Below are 20,880 nucleotides of genomic sequence, written 5' to 3' on the forward strand. Positions count from 1 at the left end.
AACTACACGGCGGCGCGCTGCAACAACGGCGAGCGTGGCAAGAAGCGAAAAGCGGTGGAAGCGGCGGCCAGCATGCTGGCGATGCCGATCATGACAGCTTGATAAGGCTCATATCCATGGCGCTGCGCCCACGCGGCCAGCAGGCCGGTGAGCCACTGCATCAGCGCCACGCCCAGGAACATCGACATGGTGTACAGCGACAGCGCACGCCCCGTCATTTCAGCGGGATACGAGGAGCGCACGTCCGCATACTGCAACACGCCATAGCCAGACAGCAGCCCCATGAGGAAGATAAGCGCTACATTGGCGGTGGCATGGTGCAGAAAGGCCATCAGCAAGAACAGGCTGCCCATGAGCAGCGAGAAGTTGGTGATCCAACGCCGCCGCCGGGCAGGCCCCGGATCAATGCGACCGAACGCTGCAGGCACGAACAGCGCGATCAACGACAGCACCAGGGCAACATTGCCGCTTTCGATGAGCGAAAACCCGTAGCGCCCCATCAGCAAAGGTCCCAGCCACAAACCCCGCAAAGTCAGGAAGGCCGCGTAGCAGGACATGCCCAGGACCAGGATGCCCCAGGTGTGCGGCACCTTGAACAAGCTGCCGAATCGGCCCGCCGCCTGCGCCCATGACTCGCGGGGGCGCTCCGATGCAAGCGTCAATGTGGGCTCATGCACACGCAGAAAAATCAGCAGCCACGACAGCAGCGAAAGCACCGCCAGCACCGCAAAACCCGCGCGCCAGCCCCAATGCTGAACCATCCAGGCCAGCGGGGTGCCGGTAAAGAGAAGCCCCAACCCGCCCACGCCCATGCCCACACCCGAGAAAAATGCGAAACGCTGCGCGGGAAAGTGGCGCGAGATGAAAACAGTGCAGGCCAGGAACGCGGGAGAACAGCCCACACCGATCAGCAGTTGCCCCAACATCAGCCAGCCGTAGCTGGGCGCCATGGCCGACATTGCTGCCCCCAGCACCGCCAGAGGGAAAGCCACCAGCACAGTGCGGCGCAGGCCATACAGGTCCATACCGATACCCATGAGGAGTTGGGCCACGCCGAAGGAGAGGCCAAACAAAGCTGCGAACGCGCCCAAAGAGTCCGGTGAAATGCCAAAGTTTGCCTGCAGGCCCGTGGCGATGATGCTGGTCACAGTGCGGTAAGCCTGGCTCAGCGCAAAGGCCGACAGCAGACACAGGTACATGGCCCATAAGGTGCGCGGAGGCGGCAGAGGCCCGACAGACGGGTGAGTGGTGGATTCAGTCACGGCTGGGCAGGCAGATGGTTCAGAAGATAGGAAAAGCGGTTGCCCGAGCCTACAGACATTGCGCAGGACGCACCGGCGGCGCCCCGAACACGCACCCTTTCACGAGGGGTATGTGCGCTGCAGGAATGCAGCAGCTGGCCACTCTCATGCCACAGCGGCGGGTGCCATGCGCAACGGAATGGTGATCGGCCCGTCATTGATCAGGTGCACCTGCATCTCGGCGGCGAACCGGCCCGTCTGCACGACGGGATGCGCGGCGCGGGCACGCTCCACCAAGTAGTCAAACAACCGCCGCCCCTCTTCGGGCGCAGCGGCCTGTGTGAAGCTCGGGCGGTTACCGCCCGTGGTATCTGCCGCCAGAGTGAACTGACTGACCAGCAGCAGGCCGCCCGCCACGTCCTGCACGCTTTTGTTCATCTTGCCTGCCTCGTCCGAAAAGATGCGCAGCTTGAGAAGCTTGGCCAGCAGCTTGTCGGCCTCGACCTCGGTATCGCCGCGCTCGGCACACACCAGCACCAGCAGGCCCATGCCAATGGCGCCCACGGTCTGCCCTTCCACGTCGACTCGCGCTTCGCGCACACGTTGCAAGACACTGATCACTTCATTTCATCCTTCGGGTCGTCAAAATGCGCTTCCACATCGGTGGGCAGCAGCTCGATGGTGGCACGCAAGCCAGGCACGGCCGTCATCAGCGCGCGCTCGACCTGGCTGCGCAGTTCGGCGGCGTGGCCCAGGGTCCAGTGGGCGGGCATGTGCAGGTGCATGTCTACAAACTGGCGCTGGCCAGCACGGCGGGTGGAGACATGGTCAAACCGCACGGCGCCGGGCGGTTGCGCCAATACGAACTGCTGCAGCGTGGCGTCGATGGTGGCTTGCACCTCGGGTTCCACCGCCGAGTCCATGAGGCCCTGGGACGAGCGCCAGACCAGCTCCAGGCCCTCTTTCAGGATATTGAGCGCCACAGCGATCGCCGCCAGGGCATCGAGCCACAGCCATCCCGTGACGGCTGCACCGGCAATGCCTACCAGCACGCCTGCCGAGGTCCACACGTCGGTCACGAGATGGCGGGCATCGGCCTCCAGCGCGATGGAGCGGTACTCGCGCGCCGAGCGGAACATGAGCCATGCCAAAAAGCCATTGAGCGCCGAGCTGAGCACCGACAGGCCCAGACCCCAACCCACCTGCTCGATGGGCTGTGGGTCCATCAGCCGATGGCCCGCCGCCCACAAGATGCCCGCCGACACCCCCACGATGAGGATGCCCTCGAACCCCGAAGAAAAATATTCGGCCTTGTGGTGGCCGTAGGGGTGGTCGTCGTCCGCAGGCCTTGCGGCCACCGTCACCATCGCCAACGCAAACATGGCACTGGCAAGATTCACAAACGACTCCATGGCGTCGGACAACAACCCCACCGAGCCGGTAACCACCCAGGCCAGCGTCTTGAGCGCGATGGTGACCACCGCCACCGCAATCGACGCCCACAGCAAGTTGCGAGGTGTGAGCCAGTGGTGTGACTTGGTGGGGGAAGGAGCCATTGGAAGTATTTGAAGAGCGCAAGGAACCGGATTGAGAATTACACCAGAGCCGTCTTAAGAACTGCTTTAACCGTTGGCACCACAAGCTCTCCAAAACATCCCCATGCCAGAATCCGCGCATGACCCCGGCATGGCGCAGCCTTCTTTCGCACCGCACCCTGCACCTCCCTAGCCTGTTGCTGTGGGTCGTGGTCGCCTGTGCGGGGGCCAGTTGGCTGGCGGTGGCCCGATTGCAGCAATTGCAGGCAGCGTTCGAGACCGACGCCCGCATCGTGCACCGGCTTCTGAGCCAGCGGGTGGTGCAGCACGACGCCATCATGGCCACGCTGGCGCTGCTGCAGCCTGCCGCAGCAGCAGGTGACAACAGCACATCACCCTTGCCTCGCCTGACCTCGGTGTACCCCCAGATCCTGGCGGTGCTGCAGCGCACGGCGCAACGCGACTGGCCCGACGCGCTGCAGGCGGAGCTGGCTACGGCAGAAGCAACCTCGCGCCGCACCGGCCATGCCGCCATGGCGGGGCTGAACCTGGCTGCGGGCCACTACTACCTGGTGCTGGCAGGCGTGCCCGCCAGCTATGCGCTGTACATCGACCTGCGCACCACCACTCCGGCCGACGAGTGGCCCATGGACATCACTACCAGCCCCGTGCGCGTGACACTGGAGCGTGGTGGCGATGCCTTTGTTGTGCAGCCGGGCCGGGGAGACCTGGACAGCGGCATCCGCACCTACGACTTCCACAAACTGCTGGCCGCGCCCAGCCAACCGCTGGACGTGGTGGCCCGCCGCAGCGTGGGCCCGCCTGAGCTGCCCTGGTGGGGCATGCTCGGCTGGTGCCTGCTGACGGCAGCCCTGTGGGCGGCAGGCCGCGCCCTGTGGCGCCAGCGCGTGGCCCGCCAGCGCGCGGAAGAACTGCTGCGCCTGGGCCAGGTGGCGCGGCTGAACACGCTGGGCGAACTGGCAGCGGGCATGGCGCACGAGCTGAACCAGCCCCTGACCGCCCTGCTGTCCAGCACCCAGGCCGCCCAACGCCTGGTGGCGGATGACCCGCCCGATCTAAACACCGCCCAGACCGCCATGGCCCGTGCCGTGGAGCAAGCGCGCCGCGCCTCCACCGTGGTGGGCCGCCTGCGCCGCCTGGTGGAACGCCCTGATCTGGCGGGCCAGGCCCAGCCACTGGCCCTGCCTGCGGCGGTGCACGACGCACTGCACCTGCTGGAGCCCGAGCTGACACAACGCGGTGTGGTGCCCGACATAGCCACTGCCACCGACCTGCCCACCGCGCTGGCCGAGCCCGTGGCCCTGCAGCAGATCGTCCACAACCTGCTGATGAATGCACTGCAGGCGCTGGAGCAGGTGCCGCCCGCCGAACGCCAGCTGCACATCACCATGGTGCGCGCGGATGCCGGGCACGTGACCCTGTCGGTGCGCGACCACGGCCCTGGGATACCGCCAGAGGCACGCCAGCACCTGTTCGAACCTTTCTACACCACGCGCGCCGGTGGACTGGGGCTGGGCCTGACACTGTGCGAAAGCCTGGCGCAGGCCATGGGTGCGCAGTTGACCTTGGCACCTGAAGCACCTGTGCCCACCCAAGCCCAACGGGGCGCCGAGTTTGTGCTGACCTTGCCCACAGCGCCGCCCACCAATGACCGATAGCGCCCCCTCCCTCTCGCCCCTGATCCACCTGGTGGACGACGACGCCGCCGTGCGCGACGGCCTGGGCCTGCTCATCAGCACCGTGGGCCTGCGCGTGCAGACCTGGGCCGACCCGCAATCGTTCATGGCGGGGTTTGACCGCGCGAGCATTGGCGCCATCGTGCTCGACGTGCGCATGCCCGGTATCAGCGGCCTCACGGTGCTGGAGCAGTTGCTGGCGCAGGGCGTGGACCAGCCGATGATTTTGCTGACCGGCCACGGCACGGTGGAGATGTGCCGCCGCGCGTTCAAAGCCGGGGCGGCGGAGTTTCTGGAAAAACCCGTGGACGACGAAGTGCTCATCGAAGCCCTGCAGAACGCGGTGCGCCAGCATGTGCGATCCCGCGAGCGCCACCAGGCCGACCAGCAGGCGCGCGAGCGCTTTGCGCAACTGTCGGCCCGCGAACGCGAAGTGCTGGGCCTGATCGTCGAGGGCCTGACCAACAAGGAAATCGGCCGGGCGCTGGAGCTTTCGCCCCGCACGGTAGAAACCCACCGCGCCAACCTGTTTGGCAAGCTGGGGGCGGAGTCGCTGGCACAGCTCATCCGGCGCTATGCGGCGCTGGTGGATGCGTCCTGACCCCACCAGCACTGCGTAGTTCTACGGAGGGGTGAACGTAGCGGCACGAATAGCCGGAAACGGCGGCAATTTCTACAGTTCTCCCACGGCGCCACAACGGGTGGCGCCGACACACAAACACCGGAGAACACCATGCAAAACCGCCTCACCACCGTAGCCGCCCTCACCCTGTCCCTGATCGCCACCGCCGCAGCCCATGCCGAAGGCGTGCGCACCGAAAAGAACATGTCGCTGGACCTGGCCACACAGATCGCCGCCCAGACCGTAGCCACCTGCAGCGCCAACGGCTACAACGTGACCGCTACCGTGGTGGACCGTGCAGGCACCGTGCGCGCCGTGCAGCGCGCCGACAACGCAGGCCCCCACACGCTGGAAGCCAGCCGTTTGAAGGCCTACACCTCGGCATCTGCCAAGAACACCACGCTGGCCATCATGGAAGGCTCACAGAAGAACCCCGCAGCCGCCAACCTGGGCCAGATCCCCGGCTACCTGCTGCTGGGCGGCGGCGTGCCTGTGAAGGTGGGCAATGAAGTGATTGGCGCCGTGGGCGTGGGCGGCGCGCCCGGCGGCCACCTGGACGAGCAATGTGCCGTGGCGGGTATCGCCAAGGTGCAGGATCTGCTGAAGTAATTTCCTACCCGCATCTACAACGCACGCCATCGGAAGCACCCATGAAGCACTGGAACCTTGCATACGCGCTGGCCATTACGCTGGCCTGCGCCGGACCCACCATCGCCCAGGTGCCGCCCACGGCTGCCGAAACAGCGGCCTACCAGGGCCTGCATGCAGCCGCAGCTCGGGGCGACTTGCCCGCGCTGAACAAGCTGATTGCCGCAAAGGGTGACCTGAACGCCCGCGACGCGCAGGGCCGCACGCCGTTGCAAGTGGCCACGTACGCACGGCAGGCCGAGGCGGTTCGCGCCCTCGCCAAGGCCGGCGCCCAGCTGGACCTGCTGGAAAACGACCGCTACGACGCCGTGACCATTGCGGCCGTGGCCGACGACGAAGCCACGTTGCGGCTGCTGCTGCAACTGGGCGCCAGCGCGAAGCAGGTGACCAGCCGCTACGACGGCACCGCCCTCATCGCGGCGGCGCACCTGGGGCACGACGGCGTGGTGCGGCAGCTGGTTGCCGCCGGCGCCCCGCTGGACCATGTGAACAACCTGCACTGGACGGCACTGATCGAATCCATCGTGCTGGGCAACGGCGGCCCGCGCCACCAGGCCACCCTGCAGGCCCTGCTGCAAGCGGGTGCCAGCCACACGCTGACCGATCGGCAGGGCAACACGCCACTGCAACTGGCGCGCCAGCGGGGTTTCAGCGCCATGGTACGAATGCTGGAAGCAGCAGGCGCCAGGTAGGTTTGCGGGACGCGTCCGCGCCGATGCACTCCCCCACTTCAGCGGTACAACTCTGCGCCCGCAATGCGCACCCTGCCGGCGCGCGCCGCGCCCAGGGCATTCACCACCGGCTCCCACACACTCGTGTAGGCGGGCATCGCGTCCGGTGCAAATGCAGTATGTGGCCAGTCCGAACCCCACACCAGCCGCTCGCCCATTAACCCGGCCACGCGGCGGATCGCACCGTGCAATTCAGCATAGGGTGCCGCGGCCTGCAAGCGGTACCAGCCCGACAGCTTGACCCACGCGCCCAGGTCGGCCAGCCTTGCCAGCGCCCGCCAGGCCGTAGCGTCCTGCGCCAGGGCCGCATGCATTCCGGCCAGATGGTCCAGCACGCAGGGCAGGCCCGTTTGCGCATGCAGCTGGGCAATCTGCGCCAGTTGGGCGGGTGCTGCATACCACTGCACATGCCAGCCCAGCGCCTTCAGGCGGGGCGCCAGCGCCTGCATGGCCTGCGCCCCGTTGCCCACGGGGGACACCAGATTGAAACGCACGCCGCGCACGCCCAGTGCGTGCATGGAGTGCAGTTCGCTGTCGGCAATGTCGGTATCCACCACCACCACCGCGCGGTGCCGACCCGGTTCGCGCGCCAGGGCGTCGAGCACCAGCCGGTTGTCGGTGCCGTACACACTGGGCTGCACCAACACGAGGTGGCCCACACCGAGCTTCCCGGCTTCTGCCTCAATGCGTTCGAGGGGCTGGTGCGCAGGCTGGTAGTGCCCAGCCTGGACCGGGGCGGCGGCATCAAACACATGGACGTGCGTATCCCATCCCTCCAGGGCATCCCGCAACGGTGCGGATGTGGCCAGCGCACCCATGGGTCAGCCCACCACGATCTTGCGCTCACGGATGACCTTGCCCCACTGCGCTTGCTGGGCCTGGATGAACTTGCCCGCACTGGCCTGGGTGGCATCGGGAAAGGCATCGCCGCCCAGCGCGCGGATGCGGCCCAGCACCTCAGGGTCTGCCAGCGCCTTGCGGATGGCGTTGACCAACTGCGTGCGCACCTCGGGCGCAATGCCCGCCGGAGCCAGCACGGGGTTCCACTCCAGCACTTCGTAGTCGGCCACGCCGGCCTGCGCCATGGTGGGTACATCGGGCAGCGAACGGGCGCGCACGGCGCTGGTCACTGCCAGCGGCCGCAGCTTGCCCGCCTGGATGTGGCCCAGGGACGAGGCCACGTTGGCAAAGAACAGCGGCACCTGGCCGCCCATCACGTCGTTCATGGCAGGGCCGCCTCCACGGTATGGAATGTGGGACAGGCGCACGCCCGTGCGCTCTTCAAACAGCGCCCCGGCCAGATGCTGGGCCGAGCCATTGCCGGACGACGCATAGGCCACGTCCTCGGGCTTGGCTTTGGCGCGTGCAATGACCTCCTTGACGGAGTTGACGCCGAAGCCTGGATGGCACACCAGCACGTTCGGAAAGGTCGCCAACACGGCCAGCGGCACAAAGGCGGTGTTGCTGTCGTAGGGCAGCTTGGGATACAGCGATGGATTGACGGCGAACGACGACGCATCGAGCAGCAGTGTGGTGCCATCGGGCGTGGCACGGGCCACGGCCGATGCAGCCAGCTGGCCGCTGGCGCCGGGCCTGTTGTCCACCACCACGCCCTGCCCCAGCGCTTCGGCCATGCGGGGCGCGATGATGCGGGCCATCAGGTCGGCACCGCCGCCTGCCGGGTAGGAGACGACCAGGGTCACGGTGCGTCCGCCGCCAACGCCCGCTGCGCGGGTGTGCGCCCAGGGGGCGGCCAAGGTGGCGCCCACGGCAGCCAGTGCCGCGCGGCGCGACAGGCCAGGGGAGTTCAGAGGATCGGATCGACGGTGCATACAGGTCTCCTTGGTTGAGTCTTCAGTCGTTCGGGGGGCCGCACCTGAAGCTGGGGAACCCCAAGCCAGTAGGGGCTGTGGAAGTGGCTTGCCAGGCCCGGGCAGTGCTCAGGGGTTGCCGCTCACGTAATGGTCACGGTGTAGTGAAAGGCATGTGCATCGCCGCGCGTGGTGCGCCATTCGACACAGCGCCCTCCCAGGTCGTAGGCGGCCCGTTGCACCACCACGCCCGGATGGCCTGCGGCCAGCCCCAGGTGGCTGGCCTGCGGGGCTGTCAGCACAGCAAAACCAATATCGTCCACGGCGCGGTGCACATGCACGCCGCAGCGGCGCGCGAACATGGGGTACAGCAGGTCGTCCCAGTCGGCGGTGCTGCCTTCGGCCAGGGGCGCGAACACATCCAGCGGCAGCCACAGGTCCTCCAGCAGACAAGGCAGGTCGGCCAGCAGGCGCAAACGCTGCAACCGCAGCACCATCTCGCCCGTGGCCAGGCCCAGCCTGCGGGCCACGGCGGCCGGTGCCGCCACGCGCTGGCGCGACAGGATGCGCGAGCGCGGCATTTCGCCACTGCCGCTGTCAAACCGGAAAAACCGCAGCATCGACGCACCGGCAATGCCCTGGCGCACAAAGGTGCCCCGGCCGTGCACGCGCTCGACCAGGCCTTCCGCCACCAGAAGTTCCAGTGCACGGCGCATGGTGCCCAGCGCCACCTGGTGCTCCGTGGCCAGCAGGCTTTCTGCCGGCAGGGCCGAGCCGGGCGGCCATTCCCCGGCCACCACGCGGGCACGCAGTGCAGCAGCCAGGGCGGCGTAGCGGCTCAGGCCCGGGGCACGGTCAAAGGCAACAACTTTGTGGGATGTGGTCATACCAAGAACCATAGTCCTCTATAGGTCTTGATGCAACGCGTAAATACCGCAGACGGTGTAAAAAAACAGCTGCGGGAATGATCCGTCGCCGGGCAGGACTTATTTACTATCGAATAGATAGCAACAAATGACGACCATCAAGCGCTGAAGGCCGTTTTCACCCAAATATTCACCTACTACCAGCGCAGCCAGCCTCCGCGCAGCGGCGCTGGCCCCACGTTGGCGACTCAGTCCGTGACGAGCCGCGCCTTCACGGTCTTGCCCTTCACGCGGCCCTGGTTCAGGCGCTGCGCCGCCTGCGCGCCGATGGCGCGGTCCACCGCCACGTAGGTGGAGAAGTCGTTCACGTTGATCTTGCCGATCTGTTCGCGGGTGTAGCCCATCTCTCCGGTCAGCGCGCCCAGCACGTCGCCCGCACGGATCTTCTCCTTGCGGCCACCGATGATCTGGATGGTGACCATGGGCGGCACCAGCGGGCCGCTGCCGGTGGGTGTCAGTTCCGCCACCGGGAACCAGCGCGACTCGCGGCCCTGCAGCACTTCGATCTTGCCCACAAAACCCATCTCGTCCATGCTGGCCAGGTTGAGCGCCAGGCCCTCGGCATCGCCCCGGCCCGTGCGGCCGATGCGGTGGATGTGCACCTCGGCGTCGGGCGTCACGTCCACGTTGATCACGGCGGCCAGGTTGGCAATGTCGAGGCCGCGCGCGGCCACGTCGGTGGCCACCAGCACCGAACAGCTGCGGTTGGAAAATTGCACCAGCACCTGGTCGCGCTCCCGCTGTTCCAGCTCGCCAAAAAGCGCCAGCGCGCTGAAGCCCTGGGCCTGCAGCACGCCCACAAGGTCGCGGCACTGCTGCTTGGTATTGCAAAAGGCAATGGATGATTCAGGCCGGAAGTGGTTGAGCAGCTGCGACACCGCGTGCAGGCGTTCGCTGTTTTTCACCTCGTACCAGCGTTGCTCGATCTTGCCCTCGGCATGCTGGGCCTGCACGGTGATCTGCACGGGCGACTTCATGAACTGGGCGCTGAGCTTGGCGATGCCCTCGGGGTACGTGGCCGAAAACAGCAGCGTCTGGCGCTCCTTGGGACACTGCTTGGCTACCACGACGATGTCGTCGAAGAAGCCCATGTCGAGCATGCGGTCGGCCTCGTCGAGCACCAGGGTGTTCAGGGCTTCCAGGCTCAGGTGCTGGCGCTCCAGGTGGTCCATCACGCGGCCGGGGGTGCCCACCACGATGTGCGCGCCATGCTCCAGGCTCAGCGTCTGCGCACGCAGCGGCACACCGCCGCACAGGGTCACGACCTTGATGTTTTCTTCGGCCCGCGCCAGGCGGCGGATTTCGCTGGTGACCTGGTCGGCCAGTTCGCGTGTGGGGCACAGCACCAGGGCCTGCACCGCAAAACGGCGGGGATTGAGGTTGGCCAGCAGCGCCAGAGCAAAGGCCGCGGTCTTGCCGCTGCCGGTGCTGGCCTGGGCGATCAAATCCTTGCCCAGCAAGGCAGGGGGCAGGCTGGCCGCCTGGATGGGCGTCATCGTGGTGTAGCCCAGCTGCTGCAGGTTGGCCAGCGTGGCGGGGCTCAGGGCCAGCGCGCTGAAATCAGTGCTGGCTTGGTTTTCTTTGGAGGTCATGGGCCGATTATCCGGCCCCAGCGATTGAGGCCCCGGTATCCGGGCAACTACCTTACGCACGCGTAAGGCGTATCGGCTATAACCGAAAGAACGTATTTTCGGCCTGCACGGGGCCGCTTTGACGTGCAATCGGGATGGGACACGCTCTCAGCATCGGGTGGGATATGCCAGATTCAACCAACGCAGCCAATCCCCCCGGGCAAGGGGGCTCTAGCGACTCGCTGCTGCGCCTGATCGCCGACTCCATACCCGCGCTGATGGCCTACTACGATGTGCCCGCACTGCGCTGCCAGTTCGCCAACCAGGGCTACGCGGCCTACAACGGCCACACGACCGAATCCATCCTGGGCCTCACGGTGCAGCAGGCCATTGGCGACAAAGCCTGGCAGGCGATCCAGCCGCATGTGGAGCGGTCCACCCGCCGCGAACACGTGAAGTACACGCGCGAGCAGACGCTTCCCAACGGCGAGGTCCGCATGATCGAGGTCAACTTGATCCCGCACTTCGACGCCACCTCGGCACAGTTGGGTTCGTTTGTGCTGATCACCGATATCACCGAACGCTGGCGCGCGGAACGCCAGGTGCGCCAGAGCGAAGAGCGCATGCGCAAGTTCACCGAGGCTACGGACGAGGCCATCGTGTTCCACCGCGACGGCATCATCACCGACGGCAACGAGGCACTCACCCGCCTGACAGGCTATGCGCTGCAGGAGGTGGTGGGCGTCTCGATCTTCCACTTCATCAGCCCCGAATGGCGGGCCGTGGCACTCGACTACACGCGCACCGGGCGCGAAGACTCCTACGAGGTCACCATCCGCCACAAGGATGGCCACGCCATTCCCGTGGAAGTGGTGGGCAAGACCATGCCGATGCACCATGCGGACTACCGCATCGTGGTGGTGAGGGACATCACCGCGCGCAAGCAGGCGCAGGAGCGCGAGGCCTTCATTGCGCTGCACGACACCCTCACGCAATTGCCCAACCGGCACTTCCTGATGGAGCAGCTGTCGCAGGTGCTTTCGCTGGCCCGCAGGCGCCATGGCCGTGCAGCCGTACTTTTTGTGAACCTGGACCATTTCAAGACGGTGAACGATTCTCTGGGCCACCATGCGGGCGATCAGTTGCTGTGCAATGTGGCCGAACGCCTGCGCCAGGGCGTGCGCGACGCCGACGTGGTGGCGCGGCTGGGCGGCGACGAGTTTGTGGTGGTACTGACCGATGTGCAAGGCCCCGACGATGCCGCCCGGGTGGCCGACAAGCTGCTGGAGTCCATGCACGGCGTGTTCACCCTGGGCCAGGTGCCGCTGACGGTATCCCCCTCGATCGGCATCAGCCTTTTCCCGGAACATGCCGCCACCGGTGATGCGCTGCTGCGCTGCGCTGATGCGGCCATGCACCACGCCAAGGAAAGCGGGCGCGGCAACCGCCAGTTCTACACCCCCAGCATGGAGGCCAGCGCCATCGACGTGCTGCAGCACGAGCGCCTGCTGCGCGAGGCCATTGTGGACAACGCCTTTGTGCTGCACTACCAGCCGCAGATCTGCCTGGAAGACGGCTCCCTGCAGGGCCTGGAGGCGCTGGTGCGCTGGCGCCACCCGCAGCGCGGCCTGGTGGGGCCAGACGAGTTCATCACGTTTTCGGAATCGCGCGGCCTCATCACCCCGATTGGCCGCTGGGTGATGCGCGAAGCCTGCCGCCAGCTCAAGGCCTGGCAGGACAAGGGCCTGGCCCTGGTGCCGGTGGCGATCAACCTGTCGGCGCTCGAATTTCGCCAGCGCGATGTGGCTGGCGAGATCGCGGCCGTGCTGCGCGATACCGGCCTGGCGCCGCAGTACCTGGGCATCGAGCTGACCGAATCCGTGCTGATGCACCAGACCGGCCAGGTGCTGGACACCCTCAACGCCCTCAAGGCGCTGGGCGTGGGCATCTCCATCGACGACTTTGGCACGGGGTATTCGTCGCTGGCCTACCTCAAGCGCTACCCCATCGACAGCCTCAAGATCGACCGGTCTTTTGTGGTGGACACGCCCGGCAACCCCGACGACGTGGCCATTGTCACGGCCATCATCCAGATGGCCCGCAGCCTGCAGCTCAAGACCGTGGCCGAGGGGGTTGAAACCCCGGCACAGGTGCAATTGCTCAAGGACCTGGGGTGCGACCTGATCCAGGGGCATGTGGTGTCCGTGCCACTGGACGCCGAGGCGCTCCAGCGCTGGATGCGCGATTTTTCGGCGTGAGGACCTGTTCAGCTCCCTTTCCCGAGGTCCGTCACACAAACACGTTCCCGGCTTGTGGACAATAGGGGCATGCCCCTCATCCCCGACTTCATCGCCCCCACCCGCCACACCGACCCGGCCGACGCGCTGGCCCAGGTGCAGCGCATCTATCAGCAACAGATTGGCCACCTGCGCGATGCCATGCAGCGTTTTGTGGCGGGTGAAACGCCCGAAGGCGCCGTGCGCGCGTTCTACCCCTTTGTGCGGGTGCACACCACCACGGTGGCGCGGGCCGATACCAAGCTGGCCTATGGCTTTGTGGAGGGCCCCGGGCGCTACGAAACCACCCTCACCCGGCCCGACCTGTTTGCCCACTACTACGCCGAGCAGTTCCGTCTGCTGCGTGCCAGCCACAATGTGGAGCTGGAAGTGGGTACCAGTGCCCACCCCATTCCGATCCACTTCTCATTTGCCGAGCACGACCACATCGAGGGCACGCTGACACCCGAGCGCCGCATGCTGATGCGCGACGTGTTCGACCTGCCCGACCTTGCCGCCATGGACGACGGCATTGCCAACGGCACCTGGCAAGCCCGCCCGGGCGAGGCACAACCCCTGTCGCTGTTCACCGCACCACGCGTGGACTACTCGCTGCACCGCCTGCGCCACTACACCGGGACGGCACCCGAGTGGTTCCAGAACTTCGTGCTGTTCACCAACTACCAGTTCTACATCGACGAATTCGTGCGCCTGGGCCATGCCGAGATGGCCAAACCCGACAGCGAATACATCGCCTTCATCGAGCCGGGCAATGTCGTGACCCGCCGCGTGGGATTGAGTGCCCAGCCCGGCGACGAACTGGGCGTGGCCCCGCCGCGCTTGCCGCAAATGCCCGGCTACCACCTCGTGCGCGCGGACAGCAGCGGCATCACCATGGTCAACATCGGCGTCGGCCCCGCCAACGCCAAGACCATCACCGACCACATCGCCGTGCTGCGCCCGCACGCCTGGATGATGCTGGGCCACTGCGCGGGCCTGCGCAACAGCCAGCGGCTGGGCGACTACGTGCTGGCCCACGCCTACGTGCGCGAAGACCATGTGCTCGACGAAGACCTGCCGCTGTGGGTTCCCATCCCGGCGCTGGCCGAGATCCAGCTGGCACTCCAGCAGGCCGTGGCCGACATCACGCAGATCAGCGGCGCGGACTTGAAACGCGTGATGCGCACCGGCACCGTGGCCAGCACCGACAACCGCAACTGGGAGCTGCTGCCCGACAACACGCCCCAGCGCCGCTTCAGCCAGAGCCGCGCCGTGGCGCTGGACATGGAAAGCGCCACCATCGCCGCCAACGGCTTTCGCTTTCGCGTGCCCTACGGCACCCTGCTGTGCGTGAGCGACAAGCCCCTGCATGGGGAGATCAAACTGCCCGGCATGGCCAACCACTTCTACCGCGAGCGTGTGGACCAGCATCTGCGCATCGGCATGCGCGCCATCGAAATCCTGCGCAACGGTGGCGTGGACCGGCTGCACAGCCGCAAGCTGCGCAGTTTTGCCGAAGTCGCCTTCCAGTAAACACCCCGAATCACGGGGCCGATTCGACCCATGCCACTGGATTTTTTGACGCTGATGGCCGTCATGGCGGCCAACCTGTTCATGATCTCGGCCGCGCTGCCCATGATCATGGGCCGGGATGTGAGCCGCGCGGCCCGCCATGTGCAGGCCAGCATGCTGCTGCAGGCCGTGGCCTGGGCGGCCATCATTGCCTCGTCCACCCTGTGGGACCAGGCGCTGTCCACCGTGTCGATTGCCTGCAATGCAGCTGCGCAGTGGATGCTGTACCGGGCCCTGGAAGAGTGGCTGGGCCCGCGCCCCCTGCGGCGCGTGCTGCTGGCATTGGTGGTCCTGGCACCACTGGGCTACACGCTGGGGTTTGGCCACTACGCATGGCGCGTGGGCTGGGCCAACGGGCTGATGGCGGTCATTCTGTGCATCGTGGCGCGCGCCACGCTGTACCCGCGCGTGCTGGCAGATGGGCGCTGGCGCGCGCTGCTGCTGGGCTGCCTGCTCACGTCGGCCGCTTTCACGCTGGCGCGCGGGTTGCTAGGTGCCTTTACCGACCAATACCCGAGTTTCCGCACCCCCCACCCAATCAACCTGGCCGCAGCCCTGGCCACCAATGTGAGCCTGGTGCTTGGCACCGTCGCCGTGCTGGTGGCCTGGCGCTACGAGGCCGAGCAGAAGCTGCGCACGCTGGCCATGACCGACGGCCTGACGGGCCTGCTCAACCGGCGCGGCTTCACCACGCAGGGGGGCAGCCTTCTGGCCCACGCCATCCGCCACCAGTTGCCCATGACTGCATTGATGCTGGACCTGGACCACTTCAAACGCGTCAACGACACCCAAGGACATGAGGCCGGGGACCGAGCACTGCAGCTATTTGCGCGGCTGCTGGGCGACACGAGCCGCAGCGGCGACCTGGTAGGACGACTGGGCGGCGAGGAGTTTGGCGTGCTGCTGTTGCACAACAGCGCCCCGGCAGGCCTGTCGTTCGACCGGCGCCTTCGTCGGCGTCTGCATGCGGCCAGCGTGGCAGAACTGGGCTTTGCGCTGGACTACAGCGCCGGAATGGCCGTGATGGAGCCTGGCGAATCGGGCCTGGCCGAACTCATGGCCCGTGCCGACGGCGCGTTGTACGAGGCAAAAACCGCAGGCCGCGGCCGGTTGATGGCGGCATCCTGAGCCTTGCACCAGCAGGTGAATGCTATTTTTTGAATAGCAAAGAGCGTTTGACAAATAAGCGCTAGCAGCCATTTTTTCATGCCCCTCACGGAACCACCAGCCGGGCCACATCGTGCGCGGCGCCCGAGCCCTCCTTGGACAGGTGTTCGATCAGGCTACGCCGATCCACCTCGGTGCGTTGCTGCGACAGGAACCGTTTTCCCGTCAGATGATCGATATCGATTTCAAAACCCCGCAAACGCCGGGCGGCCTCTTCCACAAACCCGGAGTCGGCATGCTCCAGCAGCCACGGCGCGTCGCGCCGGGCCTCCTGCGAGAGCGTGAGCGCCTGCAGGTGGGCCTGCAGCCAGTCACGGCAATCGACGCAGCGCAGGCGCCCCCGCGCCTCGACGGCCGCATAGTTCCAGCTGGGTGCCAGGCGGCCGCTGCGCTGGCCATTCACATACCAGCGCGGTGAAATGTAGGCGTTGGGACTCTGAAAAACGGCCAGCACCTCGGCGCCGTCCATCCCCGGCTGCAGCAGCGGGTGCCCCCGCGCCGCATGCCCCCGCAGCCGTGTGGGTCCACCCTCTTCGGTGCAGAGTTCCAGGGGCAGCAGATTCGCCTCCAGCCCCTGGCGCGTCACGGCCACCACCGTGGCCAATGGATAGGCGCGCATGAGGTGGTGAATGGCATGGGGGTCTTCCAGCTGGAAAAGGGGTTGGCTGTGCATGGCATTGGGGCAATCAGAAACCCACAGTCTGGCCCTGGGCAAGGTTTGCGTCTTGAACGTTTCGGCCACGCTCCAATCGCAGCCCGAGGAAGGCCCTACCGATTAGGAGCCGTTTTTATCCGAACAAGCGGACCAGCGGAGCCGGTGACGGCACTGTGGGCGTAAAGCCGCCAAACCGGCGGAACTCCCGGGTCATGTGCGCCTGATCGGTGTAACCAGCCGCCACGGCCACCCCGCTGAGCGGGCCACCTCCGGCATCCAGCAGCTCCAGGGCCCGCTGGAAACGCAAAACACCCGATAGGGTCCGAAGGGGGAAGCCGGCCACCGCCACAATGTCCCGGCGCAGGGTGCGCGACGAACTTTCTGCACCCGGCACATCGCCATAGGCTCCCGCCTGAATGCGCCTTTTCATCTGCGCGATGGCCTGGAGTGCCCGGCCATGCGCGGCAGTGACCACCGCCCGCGCAGCCAACGCACTGACCGCAGCACACAAGGCGGCCTGGGCACGCGGCACGGTGTCTGCGCGCACCACCGCATCGGCCAGCGGACCGAGCAGCGCCAAGGCACATGGCCCCGTGAGGGCCTGGTTGCGCAGCGTGTGGGGCACAACTCCCAGGCACACACCGCCCCAGCCCATGTGAAAGCGCACGCCCACCAGCACGGTGTTGGCGCGCAACACCACCTGCGTGGCCGTGTCGGCGGGGCCCGCCACTACCAGCCGGACCGACGCCACAGAGCTGTCCGGATGCAGCACACAATGCGCGACCAGGTCCATGCGGCCGTCTGGCAGCACCCGCTGCGGCTCCCCCGCAGCCAGGCCATAGCGCCACACCGCTTCGATCCGGGTGGCATCCAGTGTGCCCAACGGCAGCTCTACATAACCGCTGTCCAGCACAGCAATTCCCATATCCCCTTTCGTTCCGTCATGCGCCTTGCGCGACAAAGCCTTGCCCCACACCATGGCGCGGCAACCGGCCAATGGGCTCTTGGCACCCCGCCGCCCTGGGAGCGCCAGCATCGCACACAATCAACCCATGACCGTACTCTTTGAAGCCCTGAACCTGCGCAAACGCTATGGCGAAACCACCGTGGTCGACGACGTGTCGTTTGCCATTGCCCCCGGCGAATGCCTGGGCGTCATCGGCCCCAACGGCGCAGGCAAGACCACCACCATCCGCATGTGCCTGGGCCTGGCGGCGCCCGATGGAGGTGCGGTGCACTTCCATCCGAAAGCGGGTGGCACCCCGCTGCACATGCCGCGCGATGCGCTGGCCATCAAGGCGCAGCTGGGCGTGGTCACGCAGTTCGACACACTGGACCCAGACTTCACCTGCGCCGAAAACCTGCGCGTCTTCGGCCGCTACTTTGGCATCAAGGGTACGGTGATGGACGAAAGAGTGCCTCAGTTGCTGGAGTTCGCTGCCCTCACCCACAAGGCAGATGCCAAGCCGGGCGAGCTGTCGGGCGGCATGAAACGGCGCCTGTCGCTGGCTCGCTCGCTGGTCAACAACCCGCGCCTGCTGTTGCTGGACGAGCCCACCACCGGCTTGGACCCGCAGGCCCGCCATCTGATGTGGGAGCGGCTGCAACTCCTGCTGCAGCAAGGCAAGTCGATTCTGCTGACCACACACTTCATGGACGAAGCCGAGCGCCTGTGCTCGCGCCTTCTGGTACTGGACCATGGCAAGAAGATCGCCGAAGGCCGCCCGCGCGAGCTGATCGCCCAGCACTTGGAGCCCGATGTGGTGGAGGTGTTTGGGGTGGGCGCCGTCCAGATGGCCGAGGATGCCGCGCTGCGCGCCTTGGCCGCCCGCGTGGAAATCAGCGGCGAGACCGTATTTTTCTACACCCAGAACGCCCAGCCGCTACTGCAGGCGCTGGCCACCCACGGCCACCTGCGCACGCTGCACCGGCCTGCCAATCTGGAAGATCTGTTCCTCAAACTCACGGGGCGGCAGATCCGGGAGTGAGTCCGCCTGCCGGTGGCAGGTTGCGCTCACGCAGCACTTGTTCCAGTGCCTCGGGCGTGCACGGCTGGGAGAACAGATAGCCCTGGAATTCGTCACACCCCTGCCGCGCCAGCCAAGCCGCCTGGTACTCGGTCTCCACCCCTTCGGCCACAGTGCGCAGGCCCAGCTTCTGGGCCAACGCCACGATGGCATCGACCAGCACCTCGCCACTACCATCGTGCCCCAGGTCCCGCACGAAAGACCGGTCGATCTTCAGCTTGCGCACCGGAAACCGTTTGAGCTGACTGAGCGACGAATAGCCGGTGCCAAAGTCATCAATCGCGAGTTGCACCCCCAGTGCTGTGAGCCGGTCCATGGTTTGCAGGGCCTGCTCCACGGGGTCCATGATCGAGCTTTCGGTGATTTCGATCTGCAGCAACCCAGGCGGGCACCCCGTGGACTGCAGGGCGTGCGCCACGGTCTGGTCCAGTGAAGGCTCCTGGAACTGGCGGGCCGACAGATTGACTGCCACGGGAATTGCACCCCAACCCGCCTCCATCCAGCCGCGGGCCTGCGCACAGGCCTCGCGCAGCACCCAGTCTCCCAGTGGGACGATCAGGCCCGTTTCTTCGGCGATACCAATGAACTGCAGCGGTGACACAAGGCCCCGCTCGGGATCCTGCCAGCGCACCAGCGCCTCGACGGAAGAAACGTGACCCGTGCGCGCATCTATGATGGGCTGGTAATGCAGACGCAGGCCTCCGTGCTCGATGGCATGGCGCAGGCCCGCTTCGATGTGCAAACGTTCGGTCAGCGCTTCGGTCATGTGCTGGCTGAAAAACGCCAGCCGATTGCCTCCCTGGTTCTTGGCACCGTACATGGCCACATCGGCGTTGCGCAGCAGCACATCGCCCGACTCGCCGTCGCGCGGGAACATCGCAATGCCCAGGCTGGTGCTCAGCAGCCAACTGGTGGAGCCCGTCTCCACAGGCAGGGTCAACGCCTGCAGCATCTGCTGGGCCATGGGCTCCACGGCAGAGACCCCAGGCAGGTCGGGCAGCACCACCACAAACTCGTCCCCGCCCAGCCGCGCCACGATGCCGCCATCGCCCACACACGCCTGCAGCCGCGTCGCCACCTCCTGCAGCAGCAGATCGCCCCGGCTGTGGCCCAGGCTGTCGTTCACACCCTTGAAGCGGTCCAGATCCATCACCAGCACACCCACCATGCGGCCGGTGTCGCGTGCCCTGACCAGGGCGGCGTCCAGGCGCTCGGACAGGCAATAACGGTTGGCCAGCTGTGTCAGCGGGTCCACGCGGGCCTGGCGCTCCAGGGTCTCGGTGTGCTGGGCAATGGTCTGCTGCTGGCGCAACAGCGAGGCGGCCATGCGGTCCAGGGCCCGCGCCACCTCGCCCAGTTCGCCGGGGGGATAGGGCGCACCGATGGGTTCGGCATAGTTGCCCACATCCATCCTCCCGATCGCCCGGATCGCACGAGTGGCATAGCGGCGCACCGCAAACTCCACCAGCAGCAGCGCCGCCGCGAACACCACGGCAGCCAGTGCGAGCAAGCCCCCCAGCGCCCAGCGGAACTGGCTCTCCACCGGACCTTGGAGGTCGTCCTCGGGAACGGCCAGAGCCAGGCGCAGCTCGGCATCGTGCGAGCGGGGAAGCTGTGCGCGCACCCAGACGCGGCGCACTCCGTCAGCGCCTTCGATCAGATCGTGCCCGCCCTCGGGGCGACCCATGAAGTCGCGCTCAACAGACTGCAGAGACAGCGGGCTGCCGCCGGCGCGCTGGAAGTCCATGACCACCGAACCATCTCCATTCCACACCTGAAGGTGCATGCGCTCGTAGCGCTGGGCCTGCACCATCGCGCTGCCATAGGCCTGCATATCGAGCGATGCGAGAAGGATGTAGCGCAGCGCACCATCGGCCTCGCGGACCGGGTAGGCCACCTGCAGCACGCCCTTGCCCGTCAGGCGCCCGATGACGGCTTCCATGACGGGCTTGGTGGCCGTCAGGGCACGCTGGAAGTAGTGTCGGTCCCGCAGATCGAGCTGGCGGCCGCTGCGCAGCGAATCGCAAAACAGGGATCCGTCCGGCCGGATGGTGAGTAGGCCCGTGTACTGCGGGTGCTCCTTGAGCACGTCGGCCAGAAAGTCGGAACAGGCCGCCTTGTCATTCCCGCTGAGCAGGGGCACCCGGCCCAGGCCAAACAACAATTGCCCGGTGCCCGCGATCTTGTCATCGAGGTCGCTGGCGATGATGCCGGCGCGCGCAACCAGCCGCTCACGCGCCTGTGCAGTTGTGACCGAACGGATCTCCAGCAACAGCCACAAAATGGCAGGCACCGGCAGCAGCGACGCCGCCAACACCAGCCACAGGATACGCGCACGCAAGCTCAAAAGAGACCTCTTGAAAGATCTGGCGGCACCGCAACCCCGGTGCCACGTATTTCC

General features: G+C 66.5%; 18 protein-coding genes. 8 read left to right on the forward strand and 10 right to left on the reverse strand.

What is annotated here, in order from left to right; genetic code table 11:
- Window positions 1-2: 2 nt before the first annotated feature.
- From IB243_RS19915 to IB243_RS19925, 3 genes are all read right to left on the reverse strand, one after another.
- Complete coding sequence (locus IB243_RS19915; RefSeq protein WP_225585101.1) at window positions 3-1,199, reverse strand: MFS transporter; 1,197 nt, start codon at window positions 1,197-1,199, stop codon at window positions 3-5.
- Between the two features lie 207 nt (window positions 1,200-1,406).
- Entirely contained in the window at window positions 1,407-1,862 is a 456-nt protein-coding gene (gene dtd / locus IB243_RS19920) for a D-aminoacyl-tRNA deacylase (protein WP_192428885.1), read from the reverse strand.
- On the reverse strand, window positions 1,859-2,797 hold the full coding sequence (locus tag IB243_RS19925; RefSeq protein ID WP_192428886.1) for a cation diffusion facilitator family transporter: 939 nt from the start codon (window positions 2,795-2,797) through the stop codon (window positions 1,859-1,861). The genes dtd and IB243_RS19925 overlap by 4 nt, the downstream gene beginning before the upstream one ends.
- Before the next feature lie 119 nt (window positions 2,798-2,916).
- Here IB243_RS19925 and IB243_RS19930 point away from each other — a divergent pair, with 119 nt between their 5' ends.
- From IB243_RS19930 to IB243_RS19945, 4 genes are all read left to right on the forward strand, one after another.
- Complete coding sequence (locus IB243_RS19930) at window positions 2,917-4,455, forward strand: sensor histidine kinase (RefSeq protein ID WP_192428887.1); 1,539 nt, start codon at window positions 2,917-2,919, stop codon at window positions 4,453-4,455.
- Window positions 4,445-5,074: a response regulator transcription factor gene (locus tag IB243_RS19935; RefSeq protein ID WP_010462777.1), complete on the forward strand. Its 630-nt coding sequence runs from the start codon at window positions 4,445-4,447 to the stop codon at window positions 5,072-5,074. Before IB243_RS19930 ends, IB243_RS19935 begins: the two co-directional genes overlap by 11 nt.
- 132 nt (window positions 5,075-5,206) lie before the next feature.
- Entirely contained in the window at window positions 5,207-5,704 is a 498-nt protein-coding gene (locus IB243_RS19940; protein ID WP_057272007.1) for a heme-binding protein, read from the forward strand.
- 41 nt (window positions 5,705-5,745) lie between these two features.
- On the forward strand, window positions 5,746-6,435 hold the full coding sequence (locus IB243_RS19945) for an ankyrin repeat domain-containing protein (RefSeq protein ID WP_192428888.1): 690 nt from the start codon (window positions 5,746-5,748) through the stop codon (window positions 6,433-6,435).
- Between the two features lie 38 nt (window positions 6,436-6,473).
- Here IB243_RS19945 and IB243_RS19950 read toward each other — a convergent pair whose 3' ends face one another.
- The 4 genes from IB243_RS19950 to dbpA form a co-directional block, all read right to left on the reverse strand.
- The gene (locus tag IB243_RS19950; RefSeq protein WP_192428889.1) at window positions 6,474-7,292 is read right to left on the reverse strand and encodes an amidohydrolase; all 819 of its coding nucleotides are present in this window, start codon (window positions 7,290-7,292) and stop codon (window positions 6,474-6,476) included.
- A gap of 3 nt (window positions 7,293-7,295) precedes the next feature.
- On the reverse strand, window positions 7,296-8,306 hold the full coding sequence (locus IB243_RS19955; protein WP_192428890.1) for a tripartite tricarboxylate transporter substrate binding protein: 1,011 nt from the start codon (window positions 8,304-8,306) through the stop codon (window positions 7,296-7,298).
- Window positions 8,307-8,428: 122 nt separating this feature from the next.
- Window positions 8,429-9,172, reverse strand: coding sequence for a GntR family transcriptional regulator (locus IB243_RS19960; RefSeq protein ID WP_192428891.1), 744 nt, complete (start codon window positions 9,170-9,172; stop codon window positions 8,429-8,431).
- A gap of 227 nt (window positions 9,173-9,399) precedes the next feature.
- Window positions 9,400-10,803 carry an ATP-dependent RNA helicase DbpA gene (gene dbpA, locus IB243_RS19965; RefSeq protein WP_192428892.1) on the reverse strand — a complete coding sequence of 468 codons (1,404 nt, stop codon included), beginning with the start codon at window positions 10,801-10,803 and terminating at the stop codon, window positions 9,400-9,402.
- Window positions 10,804-10,967: 164 nt separating this feature from the next.
- Between dbpA and IB243_RS19970 the strand changes: the two genes are divergently transcribed.
- From IB243_RS19970 to IB243_RS19980, 3 genes are all read left to right on the forward strand, one after another.
- Window positions 10,968-13,040 (forward strand): bifunctional diguanylate cyclase/phosphodiesterase, encoded by a 2,073-nt coding sequence (locus IB243_RS19970; RefSeq protein ID WP_192428893.1) that lies wholly within the window; start codon window positions 10,968-10,970, stop codon window positions 13,038-13,040.
- 69 nt (window positions 13,041-13,109) lie between these two features.
- Window positions 13,110-14,591 carry an AMP nucleosidase gene (locus IB243_RS19975; protein WP_010462791.1) on the forward strand — a complete coding sequence of 494 codons (1,482 nt, stop codon included), beginning with the start codon at window positions 13,110-13,112 and terminating at the stop codon, window positions 14,589-14,591.
- Between the two features lie 30 nt (window positions 14,592-14,621).
- Entirely contained in the window at window positions 14,622-15,758 is a 1,137-nt protein-coding gene (locus IB243_RS19980; RefSeq protein ID WP_192428894.1) for a sensor domain-containing diguanylate cyclase, read from the forward strand.
- An 85-nt stretch (window positions 15,759-15,843) separates the two neighbouring features.
- Here the strand turns inward: IB243_RS19980 and IB243_RS19985 are convergent, their stop codons facing one another.
- Together IB243_RS19985 and IB243_RS19990 are read right to left on the reverse strand one after the other, a co-directional pair.
- Window positions 15,844-16,470, reverse strand: coding sequence for an FMN-binding negative transcriptional regulator (locus tag IB243_RS19985; RefSeq protein WP_192428895.1), 627 nt, complete (start codon window positions 16,468-16,470; stop codon window positions 15,844-15,846).
- 115 nt (window positions 16,471-16,585) lie between these two features.
- The gene (locus IB243_RS19990; protein ID WP_192428896.1) at window positions 16,586-17,377 is read right to left on the reverse strand and encodes a helix-turn-helix domain-containing protein; all 792 of its coding nucleotides are present in this window, start codon (window positions 17,375-17,377) and stop codon (window positions 16,586-16,588) included.
- 127 nt (window positions 17,378-17,504) lie between these two features.
- Here IB243_RS19990 and IB243_RS19995 point away from each other — a divergent pair, with 127 nt between their 5' ends.
- Complete coding sequence (locus tag IB243_RS19995) at window positions 17,505-18,440, forward strand: ATP-binding cassette domain-containing protein (RefSeq protein ID WP_057229706.1); 936 nt, start codon at window positions 17,505-17,507, stop codon at window positions 18,438-18,440.
- Here the strand turns inward: IB243_RS19995 and IB243_RS20000 are convergent.
- On the reverse strand, window positions 18,415-20,826 hold the full coding sequence (locus tag IB243_RS20000) for a bifunctional diguanylate cyclase/phosphodiesterase (protein ID WP_192428897.1): 2,412 nt from the start codon (window positions 20,824-20,826) through the stop codon (window positions 18,415-18,417). The two genes, IB243_RS19995 and IB243_RS20000, sit on opposite strands and share 26 nt — an antisense overlap.
- Window positions 20,827-20,880 lie beyond the last annotated feature (54 nt).

This window comes from Acidovorax sp. ACV01 (assembly GCF_014851495.1).
Lineage (GTDB): Bacteria > Pseudomonadota > Gammaproteobacteria > Burkholderiales > Burkholderiaceae_C > Acidovorax > Acidovorax radicis.

Coding starts and splice junctions, on each gene's coding strand:
- IB243_RS19970 (WP_192428893.1), top strand. CDS start 10,968: ATGCCAGATTCAACCAACGCAGCCAATCCCCCCGGGCAAGGGGGCTCT.
- IB243_RS19975 (WP_010462791.1), top strand. CDS start 13,110: ATGCCCCTCATCCCCGACTTCATCGCCCCCACCCGCCACACCGACCCG.
- IB243_RS19930 (WP_192428887.1), top strand. CDS start 2,917: ATGACCCCGGCATGGCGCAGCCTTCTTTCGCACCGCACCCTGCACCTC.
- IB243_RS19985 (WP_192428895.1), bottom strand. CDS start 16,470: ATGCACAGCCAACCCCTTTTCCAGCTGGAAGACCCCCATGCCATTCAC.
- IB243_RS19935 (WP_010462777.1), top strand. CDS start 4,445: ATGACCGATAGCGCCCCCTCCCTCTCGCCCCTGATCCACCTGGTGGAC.
- IB243_RS19990 (WP_192428896.1), bottom strand. CDS start 17,377: ATGGGAATTGCTGTGCTGGACAGCGGTTATGTAGAGCTGCCGTTGGGC.
- IB243_RS19940 (WP_057272007.1), top strand. CDS start 5,207: ATGCAAAACCGCCTCACCACCGTAGCCGCCCTCACCCTGTCCCTGATC.
- IB243_RS19995 (WP_057229706.1), top strand. CDS start 17,505: ATGACCGTACTCTTTGAAGCCCTGAACCTGCGCAAACGCTATGGCGAA.
- IB243_RS19950 (WP_192428889.1), bottom strand. CDS start 7,292: ATGGGTGCGCTGGCCACATCCGCACCGTTGCGGGATGCCCTGGAGGGA.
- IB243_RS19915 (WP_225585101.1), bottom strand. CDS start 1,199: ATGTACCTGTGTCTGCTGTCGGCCTTTGCGCTGAGCCAGGCTTACCGC.
- IB243_RS19980 (WP_192428894.1), top strand. CDS start 14,622: ATGCCACTGGATTTTTTGACGCTGATGGCCGTCATGGCGGCCAACCTG.
- IB243_RS19955 (WP_192428890.1), bottom strand. CDS start 8,306: ATGCACCGTCGATCCGATCCTCTGAACTCCCCTGGCCTGTCGCGCCGC.
- IB243_RS19945 (WP_192428888.1), top strand. CDS start 5,746: ATGAAGCACTGGAACCTTGCATACGCGCTGGCCATTACGCTGGCCTGC.
- dbpA (WP_192428892.1), bottom strand. CDS start 10,803: ATGACCTCCAAAGAAAACCAAGCCAGCACTGATTTCAGCGCGCTGGCC.
- IB243_RS19925 (WP_192428886.1), bottom strand. CDS start 2,797: ATGGCTCCTTCCCCCACCAAGTCACACCACTGGCTCACACCTCGCAAC.
- IB243_RS19960 (WP_192428891.1), bottom strand. CDS start 9,172: ATGACCACATCCCACAAAGTTGTTGCCTTTGACCGTGCCCCGGGCCTG.